This is a genomic window from Paenibacillus ferrarius (assembly GCF_002027705.1).
Taxonomy (GTDB): Bacteria; Bacillota; Bacilli; order Paenibacillales; family NBRC-103111; genus Paenibacillus_E; species Paenibacillus_E ferrarius.
Genome location: NZ_MBTG01000003.1, coordinates 107518 through 120262, shown reverse-complemented (window position 1 = coordinate 120262; position 12745 = coordinate 107518). Strand labels below are relative to the sequence as shown.

The 12745-nt window shown below is 45.6% G+C and carries 16 protein-coding genes; 6 read left to right on the top strand and 10 right to left on the bottom strand.

Features of this window, described 5'->3' with window-relative positions; translation table 11 throughout:
• Window positions 1-144 precede the first annotated feature (144 nt).
• From comA to BC351_RS04560, 3 genes are read left to right on the top strand one after another with little or no spacing between them, the layout of a single operon-like run.
• Entirely contained in the window at window positions 145-948 is an 804-nt protein-coding gene (gene comA, locus BC351_RS04570) for a phosphosulfolactate synthase (RefSeq protein WP_079409536.1), read from the top strand.
• Between the two features lie 3 nt (window positions 949-951).
• Window positions 952-1692 (top strand): 2-phosphosulfolactate phosphatase, encoded by a 741-nt coding sequence (locus BC351_RS04565; RefSeq protein ID WP_079409535.1) that lies wholly within the window; start codon window positions 952-954, stop codon window positions 1690-1692.
• 56 nt (window positions 1693-1748) lie between these two features.
• The gene (locus BC351_RS04560) at window positions 1749-2213 is read left to right on the top strand and encodes a DUF441 domain-containing protein (protein ID WP_079409534.1); all 465 of its coding nucleotides are present in this window, start codon (window positions 1749-1751) and stop codon (window positions 2211-2213) included.
• A gap of 8 nt (window positions 2214-2221) precedes the next feature.
• On the opposite strand, the gene BC351_RS04555 is transcribed toward BC351_RS04560, so the two are convergent.
• From BC351_RS04555 to BC351_RS04535, 5 genes are all read right to left on the bottom strand, one after another.
• Window positions 2222-3478, bottom strand: coding sequence for an aspartate kinase (locus tag BC351_RS04555; protein ID WP_079409533.1), 1257 nt, complete (start codon window positions 3476-3478; stop codon window positions 2222-2224).
• A gap of 134 nt (window positions 3479-3612) precedes the next feature.
• Window positions 3613-4176: an elongation factor P gene (gene efp / locus BC351_RS04550; protein ID WP_079409532.1), complete on the bottom strand. Its 564-nt coding sequence runs from the start codon at window positions 4174-4176 to the stop codon at window positions 3613-3615.
• A gap of 15 nt (window positions 4177-4191) precedes the next feature.
• Window positions 4192-5265: a M24 family metallopeptidase gene (locus BC351_RS04545; RefSeq protein ID WP_079409531.1), complete on the bottom strand. Its 1074-nt coding sequence runs from the start codon at window positions 5263-5265 to the stop codon at window positions 4192-4194.
• Between the two features lie 39 nt (window positions 5266-5304).
• Window positions 5305-5742: a type II 3-dehydroquinate dehydratase gene (gene aroQ / locus BC351_RS04540; protein ID WP_079409688.1), complete on the bottom strand. Its 438-nt coding sequence runs from the start codon at window positions 5740-5742 to the stop codon at window positions 5305-5307.
• A 77-nt stretch (window positions 5743-5819) separates the two neighbouring features.
• Window positions 5820-6314 carry a YqhR family membrane protein gene (locus BC351_RS04535; RefSeq protein WP_079409530.1) on the bottom strand — a complete coding sequence of 165 codons (495 nt, stop codon included), beginning with the start codon at window positions 6312-6314 and terminating at the stop codon, window positions 5820-5822.
• A gap of 153 nt (window positions 6315-6467) precedes the next feature.
• Here BC351_RS04535 and BC351_RS04530 point away from each other — a divergent pair, with 153 nt between their 5' ends.
• Window positions 6468-7412, top strand: coding sequence for a DUF1385 domain-containing protein (locus tag BC351_RS04530; RefSeq protein ID WP_079409529.1), 945 nt, complete (start codon window positions 6468-6470; stop codon window positions 7410-7412).
• On the top strand, window positions 7409-7666 hold the full coding sequence (locus BC351_RS04525) for a hypothetical protein (protein WP_079409528.1): 258 nt from the start codon (window positions 7409-7411) through the stop codon (window positions 7664-7666). Before BC351_RS04530 ends, BC351_RS04525 begins: the two co-directional genes overlap by 4 nt.
• A 5-nt stretch (window positions 7667-7671) precedes the next feature.
• On the opposite strand, the gene BC351_RS04520 is transcribed toward BC351_RS04525, so the two are convergent.
• Window positions 7672-8628 (bottom strand): patatin-like phospholipase family protein, encoded by a 957-nt coding sequence (locus tag BC351_RS04520; RefSeq protein ID WP_079409527.1) that lies wholly within the window; start codon window positions 8626-8628, stop codon window positions 7672-7674.
• Window positions 8629-8738: 110 nt separating this feature from the next.
• Window positions 8739-9164 (bottom strand): transcriptional regulator MntR, encoded by a 426-nt coding sequence (gene mntR / locus BC351_RS04515; RefSeq protein WP_079409526.1) that lies wholly within the window; start codon window positions 9162-9164, stop codon window positions 8739-8741.
• 163 nt (window positions 9165-9327) lie between these two features.
• Between mntR and splB the strand changes: the two genes are divergently transcribed.
• Window positions 9328-10389: a spore photoproduct lyase gene (splB, locus tag BC351_RS04510; RefSeq protein ID WP_079409525.1), complete on the top strand. Its 1062-nt coding sequence runs from the start codon at window positions 9328-9330 to the stop codon at window positions 10387-10389.
• A gap of 1 nt (window position 10390) precedes the next feature.
• Here the strand turns inward: splB and BC351_RS04505 are convergent, their stop codons facing one another.
• The 3 genes from BC351_RS04505 to BC351_RS04495 are packed head-to-tail and all read right to left on the bottom strand — an operon-like array spanning window position 10391 to window position 12698.
• Window positions 10391-11104 (bottom strand): cytochrome c biogenesis CcdA family protein, encoded by a 714-nt coding sequence (locus BC351_RS04505; RefSeq protein WP_079409524.1) that lies wholly within the window; start codon window positions 11102-11104, stop codon window positions 10391-10393.
• Between the two features lies 1 nt (window position 11105).
• Window positions 11106-11906 (bottom strand): metal ABC transporter permease, encoded by an 801-nt coding sequence (locus BC351_RS04500; protein ID WP_079409523.1) that lies wholly within the window; start codon window positions 11904-11906, stop codon window positions 11106-11108.
• A gap of 12 nt (window positions 11907-11918) precedes the next feature.
• A complete protein-coding gene (locus BC351_RS04495; protein ID WP_079409522.1) occupies window positions 11919-12698 on the bottom strand; it encodes a metal ABC transporter ATP-binding protein in 780 nt (259 codons plus the stop codon).
• Window positions 12699-12745 lie beyond the last annotated feature (47 nt).

Sequence of the window (12745 nt, the reverse complement as noted above, 5' to 3'; positions counted from 1 at the left end):
GAACAGGATCAACTGCAGCTCACTCTTTTTACCCTACCTTATGCGGGCTCGTCTCATTTTAGGCATGCTGGGCACCACCATTTATCCAGATGCATATGCTGTACACATAATTGATCCTTCAAAGGACAGTGAGGAGAAATACCGATGAAAGTGACCTCATATTTAAATTGGAACCCCGTTCTTGCCGACCCCACAGGACAAAGGCAGGCCAAACCAAGGACGCTGGGCAAAACGATGGTGATGGATAAAGGATTAGGCCTGTTTGCTTTTCAAGATTTGCTTAGCACATCCAGCAGCCATCTGGACATGATCAAAATAGGCTTTGGAACATCTCCCCTCTATCCGCAAGAGGTACTGAAAAGCAAAATAAGCTTAGCTAAGGAAAGTGGGATTTGCATTTATCCGGGCGGCACCTTCCTAGAAGTCGCCTTGACTCAGCAAGCGGTAGACTCCTTTTTCGACATGATTGTTGCCCTCGGCTTTAATGGCGTTGAAATTTCCAACGGTACCATTGATATAGACCGCACAACAAGAACTGAGCTTATCGCCAGAGGTCTGGAAGAGGGGTTAGAGGTCATCACCGAATATGGCAAAAAAGGCTGGGGTTCCACCATTGAATTAGAGGAGCTTATTGAAACCGTCATGATCGACACGGAAATCGGAGCGACCTTAGTGACGATTGAAGCGCGGGAATCTGGCGTAGGGGTTGGAATTTTTGATCATTCAGGAAAATGCAAAGACGAAGAATTGCAACAGGTGCTGTCGGCCGTGAATGGGCAGAAGCTCTTATGGGAAGCGCCGCTCAAAAGTCAACAGGTGCATTTGATCAGCATGCTAGGACCAGAGATCCACTTGGGAAATATCTCACCGGATGAATTGATCGCGCTGGAAGCATTGCGAAGAGGACTTCGTTCCGATACGTTGTCCTTAGGTACCAGAAAGGATTAGAAGATGCATATCGAGGTTGTCGCCAACATCGGCGAAGCGAGAAGTGACGATTTTCTTCATAAAACCGTCATCGTCGTTGATGTTTTACGTGCAACTAGCACGATCATCACCGCGCTCATTAACGGTTGCAAAGGCATTATTCCTGTAGAAACCGTGCTGAAAGCCAAGGAACAATATCAAGAGGGCGATCTACTGGGGGGAGAACGATTCTGCAAAAAAATTCCCGGCTTCGATTTGGGAAATTCTCCTGCGGAATACACCTGGGAGTCTGTTCATGGGAAGCGGATCATTCTGACGACAACGAATGGAACCCGCGGGATTCAGAAAGCGATGAAAGCTGACCACATCTTGGCGGGCGCATTATTAAACAGCCGTGCATGTGCGCAGGCTGCCGTTGATTTGAAAAGGGATACGGTGATCTTATGCGCTGGCACCCAGGATGTTTTTTCATTAGAAGATGGGCTCTGCGCCGGACTTATTCTGGAGGAGCTGGCTAATGAGCTGGGGGAAAGAAATATCCTCACCAATGATTTTGGGCTAGCGATGCGAGGTTGTTATCTCCAAACCAAAGATACCTTATACGAGGCCATTCTTGCCTCAGCAAATGGTAAAAAAATGAGTAAATCCGGTTTCCATGACGATCTGATCCAATGTTCCAGGCCAAATGTAGCGAATCGTGTCCCTATTCTGGAGCGCGATCAGCTGGTGCTGCTGCCGCAAAGCCTGACTCGCTCAGCGTTCTAAATACAAGCCCTCCTCATAAACTAGGATGGAAGTTATTTGGGTGAGGGGTTATGTCTATGAATGGCGATTTACTGTTAGTAATTCTAATTATTATTGGACTTATCGGCCGTTCTCCTATTATTACAACTGCGGCTTGCCTTCTGCTTGCGGTTAAACTCATCGGATTAGATCGCTTCTTCCCTACCATGGAACGAAGAGGCTTGGAGCTAGGCCTTCTGTTCCTTACAATTGGCGTGCTCGTGCCCTTTGCCAGCGAACGAATTTCCATGAAAGATATCCTTTCTGTCTTCACAACTTGGCCTGGCATTATTGCATTGCTGGGCGGAGCTATTGCTACTTATATGAATGGCAAAGGTTTGGAGCTGCTAAAAATAGACCCACAATTAATTGTGGGTCTTGTTATCGGTTCTATCTTCGGTATTGTCTTCCTGCGAGGCATTCCGGTCGGCCCCTTGATGGCAGCCGGCATAACAGCCTTCTTATTGAAGCTCGCTTACTTTATTTCGGATAAAATCAGGTAAGATTTCGATTATCTGCGATCTTCCGGCCCACCCACGAAGGCTTGCTCCGTTGTGTCCAAGCCATAGGCCGTGTGCAAGGCGCTGATAACATCCGTCAAGTTCGAGTTGTCAATGACGCAAGACATTTTGATTTCGGACGTGCTTACGAGTGAAATCGAAATTCCGAGATCGGAAATCACTTTAAACATCGTTGCCGCTACACCTGGCGTACTTACCATACCAGCGCCAACAATCGACACCTTCACAAGATTGACTTCGGAAGTCACTTCACGGTACCCAATTTCGCCGCGAATTTGCTCGATAACAGCCAATGCCCGCTCGCGATCGGCAAGTGTCGTTGTGAAAGAGAAATCAGCGGAACCGTTAATCACACCGCTTTGTACGATAATGTCGACATCAATTTGCACTTCGGCAAGTGAAATGAAAACTTTAGCCAGTTGTCCTGGTTTCTCAGGAACACCTAGAATACTAATTCTTGCCACATTCTTATCATAAGCGATGCCGCGAACGACGATTCCTTGCTCCATCACTGCTTCCTCCTTCACGTTGGTACCTTCATTGTTAGTAAAGCTTGAACGCACCACAAGGGTCACGTTGTAGTTTTTGGCATATTCTACAGCCCTAGGGTGAAGAACAGCAGCCCCTAAATTAGCCAGCTCCAGCATTTCATCATAGGAAATTTCATTCAGCTTTCTGGCTACTTTCACGATACGCGGATCGGTTGAATAAATCCCGTCAACATCCGTGTAAATCTCGCAAAGATCGGCTTTAATTGCTGCAGCAAGTGCTACAGCAGTCGTATCAGAACCGCCGCGGCCAAGTGTCGTAATCTCGCCTGCTTCTGTCATACCTTGGAAACCGGCTACGATAACGACGTTGCCCTGTTCAATCGCGTTCAGAACGCGCTGTGGCTGAATATCGGATATTCTCGCTTTTCCGTGAACAGCTTCGGTGTAAATTCCGCTTTGCCAGCCGGTATAAGAAACAGCCTGCTCGCCTAAATTATGTATCGCCATAGATAACAATGCGACAGACACTTGCTCCCCTGTCGTTAACAGCATATCCATTTCACGAGCCGGTGGGGCTCCATCGTAAATTTGCTTAGACAAGTCAATCAAATCATCTGTTGTATCACCCATCGCCGAAACGACAACGACGCAGCTGTGTCCTGCTTGTTTTCGCTCGACAATCCTTTTTGCAACACGTTTCATTCGCTCCGCATCACCGACAGAGCTACCGCCAAATTTCATCACGATTAGAGACAAAGCTGACCCACTCCTAACGCATACTAGTGCATAACAATTCAATATTATAGCATAAAACTGTACAGCTGTGGTAAGAAATACTGGATAATTAAAAAGCCTCTCTAACTCATCCGAGTCAGAGAGGCTTGTCCTAATTAAGATTGTGCACGAGAGATGTATCTGCCATCTTCCGTATCTACAGTAAGAACATCGCCTTCATTGATGAAAAGCGGAACTTGAACGGAAAGTCCTGTTTCCACTTTAGCACTTTTGAGAGCGCCTTGCGCCGTGTTGCCTTTGATGCCCGGCTCAGTTTCAACAACTTTCAAATCAACGCTTTTCGGCAGGTTAATCCCGAGGATTTCACCTTGGTAGCTCAAAATTTTGATGTTCATGTTTTCGAGCAGGAAGTTCAGTTCCCATTTCAATTGTTCACGGGAAAGAGCGAACTGATCGTAAGTTTCTGTGTCCATGAACGTAAATTCATCGCCGCCGGAATAAAGGAATTGCACTTCACGGTTGTCGATGTGTGCGCGGCCAACGTTCTCGCCAGCGCGGAACGTACGTTCAACTGTGTTTCCGTTGCGCAGGTTTTTAAGCTTGGAGCGTACGAATGCTGCACCTTTACCTGGCTTCACGTGTTGGAAATCCAGAACTGTAAAAATATCGTGCTCTACTGTAATCGTAAGACCTGTTTTGAAATCGTTAACTGATATCACTTGTAAATCCCTCCGCTAGTCAATAATAAGAAAATCTTTGGTAGAATGTGTAAGTATTTTAATGCCGGTGTCAGTAATTACTGCATCGTCCTCAATTCGAACTCCACCAAAGTCAGGGAGATAAATGCCGGGTTCAACGGTAACCACCATACCAGGTGTTAAAATCATATCTTCGGTTTTCGACAAGCGCGGAGATTCGTGAACCTCCATACCTAATCCATGTCCGGTACCGTGACCGAAATAATCGCCATAGCCATGTTTCACGATGACATCTCGTGCAAAAGCATCGCCTTCTCTGCCAGTAATCCCTGGTTTCAGGTTGGCTAGACAATTCAATTGAGCCTCAAGCACAATATCATAAATCTCTTTATGTTTGTCTGTCGGCTTTCCAAGCATAACTGTTCTAGTGATGTCGGAGCAATACCCTTTATAATACGCTCCAAAATCCAATTTGACAAACTCGTTTAATTGTAGCACGCGATCGCTCGCTTTACCATGCGGAAGTGCAGAACGTTCACCGGAAGCAACGATCGTTTCGAATGAAGTTGATGTTCCGCCATTCTTGCGAATAAACATCTCAATCTCAAGCGCGATATCCTTCTCCTTCACGCCAGGCTTGATGAAAGACAGAATATGCGAGAACGTTTGATCCGCTAAGTCAGCAGCTTCCTGCATAACTTGCAGTTCCGCGTCATCTTTGATGATTCGAATTGATTCCACTGCGCGTGAGGTTGGCACTAATTCGATTCCCGACAAGCCTGCTTGGAACCCAAGAAAGTCGCCGTAAGTCACATCCGCTTGCTCGAAGCCAACCTTCGTAATGCCTTGCTGCTGCAGCAGCTCGCGAACGGTTTCGATCGCCTTCGGCTTATGTTCTATAACTTCAAAGCTTTTTGCTTGCTGCGGCGCTTGGGTCATGTACCGGAAATCCGTTAGCAAGATAGCACGATCTAACGTAATAAGGACATAACCGGAAGAACCAGTGAAACCAGATACGTATGTACGGTTATATGCGTTCGTGATGAGTAGTGCCGGCAAATTCTGCTGCTCCAAAACTTTGCGAAGGCGTTCAATACGTTTCTCCTGCATCCAAATCACCAATCTTTCTTATTAATTAAGAAGAGTCGTTTAGCCTTGCATATGCGGTAATAAGGCTCGCAAGCCTAATTCATATCCTTGTGGGCCAAGCCCGCAAATCTGACCGATGACTACCGGGGCAATAACGGAATGATGGCGAAATTCCTCACGTTTATGAATGTTCGAAAGATGAACTTCAATCGTTGGCAATTGCACGGCGGCTAACGCATCACGGATCGCATAGCTATAATGCGTAAATGCGCCTGGATTGATCAGAATACCGTCTTTCGTGCCAAAAGCTTCATGAATTTTATCAATTATATCGCCTTCATGATTCGATTGAAAACTTTCCAGTTCAACCGAAAGTCCCTCTGCTATCTCTGTTAAACTTTGAATAATAACGGGAAGGGATGACGTTCCATAAACACCGGGCTCACGCACGCCCAGCATATTTAAGTTGGGTCCGTTAAGGACAAGAACCTTTTTCAACAGGAAATCACTCCCCAGCATGTTCTGTCAGGATGACGAATACATCCTATTTGACCCTTGATATTTTACCATAACTTTCATGTCTTGTGTATAGCTTCTCTCTTGCTCGTACTAGTGTCTGTGTATTCAATGGCAATCGAGTATCCAATAAACATTCCCCAAAGAAGGAACAAACAGAAATCACTTATGATGGTGTTTATATCCAGTTTATTAATCCAGTAGGTCATGCCCGCCAACGGTCCAATGAGCAAATAGATGGCCACCCACCAGAAAGCTCCATACCCTAATCCCCACCAAGGCCCTTGCAGTTTCCACATGGTCGCCATATAGAGGAAGGCGGCGATGATCGAAAATAGCGTAAAAAATCCCCAACCTACCAGAACCCCCTGCCAAGTTACCAGAAACTCATGCCTGAAAAAAGGCTCAACAAGAAAGCCAATGACAATGTGCGTAAACTTCAAATATTGTTCAACAATTTTGAGTGCGCCCCAAATGAACCCTGCGAAAAACCCAATATAAATGGCATACAGCCACCGATTTGTTTTAATTTTCTGTTCATTCCTTGCCTCCATGTTCCTGTCTCTTCCTCTCTCTGCAGAAGTTCCCTGTCTTTCCTTAGGTATGAATAGTATGTTCTACTGGTATCGGTAGCATTCAACCTGTGAATCCGTTACAATAAGAAAGTACACTAAACCGAATTCGAGAAGGATAAGAAGGTGGAACTCATGGCAGAACAAAACAGTATATACGGAGGACAAGCCGTCATAGAGGGCGTCATGTTCGCAGGAAAAAATGTGCATGTAACCGCCGTGCGCAAAAAGGACGGCTCCCTGGATTACTTGGAAGTACCGAAGAAAGTAATTCCTTGGGTTCAATCGCTCAAAAAAATACCATTTATTCGCGGTATTGTAGGTATTATCGAATCCAGCGCGAAAGGCGCACAGCATTTGAACTTCTCGGCTGAATCCTTTGCTGAACAAGAAGGTGACAACGATAAAAATGCCCAGAAAGAAGAGAAACCAGGCTTCTTTTCTAATATTTCGATGATTCTCGGCGTTGCCGTAGTTGGTGTCATTTCCTTTTTATTCGGGAAATTCGTTTTCACGCTGGTACCAGCAGTTATTGAACAGTTTTTGTTTCAAAATGTATTTAGCAATCAGATTCTTCATAACCTTATAGAAGGTGTTATCAAAATCATCTTACTGGTTGGATATATTTACTTCATATCCCTCACGCCGATGATTCGCCGCTTGTTCCAATATCATGGAGCGGAGCACAAAGTCATCAGCGCTTATGAAGCCGGCGTCGAACTGACGGTAAGCAACGTGCAGAAATTCAACACGCTGCACTATCGCTGCGGCAGCAGCTTCATTGTGTTCACCGTATTAATCGGTGTCGTGATCTACTCTTTCCTCCACTACGATGGGTATGTAGAGCGTATTCTGCAACGATTGCTGCTGCTTCCTGTTGTTATTGGCGTATCCTATGAAGTTCTGCGATTCACGAATTCACTTCGTGAAGTCCCGGTTCTTCGCTACCTCGGTTACCCGGGACTTTGGCTTCAACTTCTTACAACCAAAGAACCAGAAGACCATCAAGTCGAAGTGTCGATTGCGTCTTTCAACCGCATGCGTGAAGCGGAACAACGAATTACGGAGGGACGGGTATGAGAAGAAAATTTTCCCCTATCGAAATTGCCATCGCGATTTTGATTGCCATTGGTTTATTGGTAAGTTTACGAGCCTTATTCATTCCCATACTCGTGCTAGGGATCATCTTTCTCCTTTATAAATTTCCGCCATCTCGCTGGAGAAAGTTTTCTACAGGTCGAGGCCCATCTAAAGTCAAAAGGAAAAATGCCAAATTTCGTGTCATTAACGGAACAAAGGATTCAGAACCGGACGATTACCCGAAATATCATTAAACGTATTAGTCCAGAACGTACTTTGTATAGTTTTCTTCATAAATTTCAGCCGACCATTTGTCGAAATATTCGTTGGAAGCTTTGAATCCTGATTCGTAGAGCAGCATACTCTTTTCTTTCGATAAGTTGAACTGCGTATTCCCCACACCCAGTGTGGGGATTTTTACTGTTCGAAAACGGTTTTTCTGTTCAATATAACGCTCGTCATGGGCGCTCAACATCGTGCCAAAAAGCGCCTCAAGCATAGTGATCGGCCCTTTAATTTTCCGGGTATGCGTGTCGCTTTTCCCCACCAATTGAAAGCCAATCACAGGAATGATCTCGTCACGGTCCGTATCCTTATCGAATACCCATAACGGATAATTACTAAGCAGCCCGCCATCTACAATATAATAAAATTGCTCGGTGAATGGCGTCGCCTTCCCAAAGCTCTTTATTTTGCGCCGAATCCTCACAGGGTCAAAAAAGTAAGGAATGCTTGTGCTCATCCGCACCGCTTTGGCAATCGAAAACTTGAGCGGATCTATCCCATATTGGGCGATGTCGTCCGGCAGAATAAGCAGTTTGCCTTGCGTAATGTCAGAAGCAATAACGCGAAGCTGGTTCGGCTTCAAATCGCCAAAGGTCCGAATACCCTTAGCGGCAAGCTGCTGCTCAACCCAATATTCGAGCGCTTCTCCAGCGTACAGGCCTTTTTTGATTAACAAACGTGCCGCGGGTCCAATAATTTTGGTATTAAAAATGGGGGACCGCTGCATAAACGATTTAAAGGGTGCTCTTAGGATTAATTCCTTCATCTCTTCTCCGGTATAGCCCGCGGCCAGAAAAGCCGCTACAATCGAGCCTGAGCTTGTACCTGCCACTTCATTGAAGACGAGTCCCTGTTCCATAGCCGCACTGACTCCGCCTGCAAGAGCAATCCCTTTCACGCCGCCACCTTCAAACACACCATTAATGATCAACTTACACCACTCCCTGTCGTCGCGCTTAGGGCCTACTTTGTTATGTATGCAGAGGCGGTTTGTTTCTATACCCACAAAAAAAAGACAGAGACCGTTATCACGGTCTCTGTCTAACTTTCAGCGTCGATCTCTTTGCGAATATTCACAAGGTCTTCCATCCGATTCGGGTCCCTGCGGAAATATTCGAGCAGCGTTTCAATACAAGTGATGGAATCCCAACTCAGATGATGTTCAATGCCTTCTACATCCTTATATATATTGTCCTCTTGGACACCAATGACGGTTAAGAAATTTTCCAGGAGCAGATGTCGGTCAACTAAACGTTTCCCCATCTTCTTCCCTTTTGGAGTTAACATTAGTCCACGGTATTTTTCATAAATCAAATAGTGATCCTTGTCCAGCTTTTGAATCATTTTGGTCACGGATGAGGGGTGCACCTCTAGTCCTTCAGCAATGTCGGAGACACGAGCGTAGCCTTTCTCGTCAATAAGCTTGTATATTCTCTCCAGATAGTCTTCCATGCTAGGTGTAGCCATTGCTTTATTTCCCCCTGCTTTTCCTTTATTTCCTGTCTACTGCTTACTTATCATAATGCATCAACCCAGATGCGGTCAAATATCCCATGGTTCATGGACTCGTCGGTTTGGCACACTAAGGAACACCATTAATTCTAATCACGATAGTTGAAAGGAGACAAACATGGCGACTGAATTGCTCACAAGACCTGTGCCTGCAACCTCTGTTTTTGTCCCCGAACTTGTCTATTTTGAACCGGATGCGATGAATTATCCCAAAGGCCAGCGGATTTATGAATGGGCTAAACAGCAAGGTCTTGAGATTCATATGACAACTTCTCATAACCAAATCCGTGATTTGCCCGGCGACTCTGAGCTGGAGAAATATAAAATTGCCAAACGCACGCTTGTCGTTGGCCTCCGCAAGACACTCAAATTCGAGACGTCCAAACCATCCGCTGAGTATGCAATCCCTATTGCTACTGGCTGTATGGGACATTGTCATTATTGCTATCTCCAAACAACAATGGGAGCCAAGCCCTATATACGTGTCTATGTCAACATGGACGATATCCTTGGAGCTGCCAAGCAGTATATCGAAGAACGGGAACCGGAAATTACCCGGTTTGAAGCAGCCTGCACCTCTGATCCTGTCGGATTGGAGCATATCTCCGGTTCCTTAAAAGAATTGATTGAATTTATGGGTCAGCAGGAGCACGGCCGCTTGCGTTTTGTAACCAAGTATCATCATGTGGACCCCCTTCTCGATGCCAAACATAACAAACACACCCGTTTTCGCTTTAGCGTAAACGCGGATTATGTCATCAAGAATTTTGAACCCGGCACCTCCAAATTTCATGAACGCATCGAAGCCGCAGGCAAAGTAGCCCATGCAGGCTATCCACTCGGTTTCATCATTGCGCCGATCATTTGGCATGAAGGCTGGGAAGACGGGTACGCAACCTTACTGGAACGTCTCTACAAAGAGCTGCCTGCCGAAGCTGCCACAGATTTGACTTTCGAAATGATCCAACATCGTTTCACGCGAACGGCCAAAAATATTATCGAAAAAAGATATCCAAAAACGAAATTGGAGATGGATGAAGAAAAACGCAAATACAAATGGGGTAAGTATGGCAGAGGCAAATATGTATATCCCGATGAACAAGCAAATGCTTTGAGAGAATTCATCACAGAACAGATCTTTGATAAATTCCCTCAAGCCAAAATTGAATATTTTACGTAGCTTAAAATTTCATCCAAGCCGGCGTTATGGAGTTCAGCCAAAGCGTGATTTGCGTCATTTTACCTGTGTACAGAAGAATGGCGATCAAGATCATTAAGCCACCGCCAATTTTCATAATCAGATTGGAGTATTTCAGAATCCATTTGGTCGAACCGATGAAAAAGGATAGGACAAAGAACGGAATCGCAAACCCAAGCGAATAAGCCGTTGTAAGCTGGAACCACGTTCCAGGTTCTGTCGTCGCCAGTGCAAGAATGGCGGAAAGAATCGGCCCCACACAAGGTGACCAGCCTGCTGCAAACCCCATCCCAACAAGAATGGAACCCAGATAGCCTGCGGGACGAAAATTGATATTCAATTTTCGTTCCTTCATTAACCATTGAGGCTGAAAGATGCCAAGCAGAAACAATCCCATAATGAAAATTAAAAGGGCAGCAATTTGTCTAAGCAAATCACGATAATCAAAGAAGAAATTACCCAAGAAACCAGCCGTTAACCCCAACGTATAAAAAATGATCGAAAATCCAACGATAAAACTTAACGTATGCAGCATCGTTTGACGGCGAACGCGAGCAGTCGTTTCTCCTGATTTCAATTCGCTAACTGAAATTCCCGTTATGTAAGAAAGATAAGAGGGATACAAAGGCAAGCAGCAGGGTGATATGAAGGATGCGATTCCTGCCCATAAAGCGATCCAAATATTAACAGAGTCCATGTTAAATCCTCAACCCTCTTTTCAGAATGATCCCGACCAGCATAGCAATAAGCGTAAGTACAACCGTACCGCCTGGAGCCAGGTCCCATACTCCCGCGACAACAAGTCCAATAACAACGGCAATTTCAGAAAAGAGAATCGCTAAAAAGACCGAATGTTTAAAGCTCCGAGCTATTAATAAACTGCAGGCAACCGGAATCGTAAGCAAAGATGAAACCAGTAGTGCCCCCACAATCTTAATAGCAACCGAAATGACTAGCGCGGTAAGCATTGTAATCATCATATTATAATATTTGAGTGGAAGTCCACTTACGCTCGCTGCGTCCTCATCAAAGAACATAAGAAAAAACTCTTTGAAATGCGCCGCAATGACGCCAACTACAAGCACACATACACCAAGTACAACCCATAAATCTGTACTATCCAGCGTATAGATGCTGCCAAACAAATAGCTCATCACATTCATGTTAAAGCCCTTGCCTAATGTAAATAACAGCGTAGCCAGCGCCACGCCGCCTGACATAATGATGGCAATCGAGAGCTCTGCATACGTCTTGTACGCTTTGCGCAAGCGTTCAATGGCGAAAGAAGCCAGCAATGCAAATACAAGCCCAACGCCTAACGGATAGACGTTAATTAGAAAGCCGAGAGCTACACCGGCGATGGATACATGTGCAAGCGTGTCTCCAATCATCGACAGCCGCCTTAGGACAAGAAAAACGCCCATCAAAGGCGCCGCAAGCCCAATTAAAATTCCGCCAATTAACGCACGCTGAAAAAAGTACTCCGTGAAAATGTCCAAAATGCCCGCTCCTTACTGAACTCCGATCATCTCGCGAATTTGGCCGATCGAATGAGTCAAATTCGTCTCACGGCAATCCTCGGGATCATGGGTATGCTTGACATAAAACTTAATGCCGCCACTTACCTGCTGCGGCTCTGTTCCTAAATAAGACTGCATCATGTCCATATCATGGGACACCATGATGAAAGTCATATGATGATGCTGATGCATATGTCGGATCATTCGGAAGAATCCGACTTGCGTCTCCGCATCAATCCCAACCGTCGGCTCATCGAGTATAAGGAGCTCCGGATTGTTCACGATCGCGCGCGCGAGGAAAGCGCGCTGCTGCTGTCCACCCGACAGCTGACCAATCCGGCGGTCAGCCAAGTCCTCGATGCGCATGGCAAGCATCGCATCTTCGGCTTTTTGAAGATCGACCTTGGACAGCCGGCGGTAGACCCGTTTTTTGGTGTACATCCCCGACAGCACAATTTCTCTCACCGTAGCCGGAAACAGGGGATTAAACGCATTTTTCTGGGGAACATACCCAATGCGTTCCCAATCCTTGAATTGGCTTAGCGGCCGATCAAACAACCTGATCTCACCAGCTGTCGGCTTCAACAAACCGACAAGCATTTTGAGCAGCGTTGTTTTGCCGGCACCATTGGAGCCGATAACGCCAACAAAGTCGCGTTCGAGCACATCGAAACGCAGCTTATCTATCACTTTCTTATGTTCATAGGAGAACGACACATCATCCATAGACACGATACTGCGATGACAAAACTCTTTTTGACTAATCTCCATCTATTAACTCCTGACTCCTTCACAATGGAATGACTCCAAAACTACTC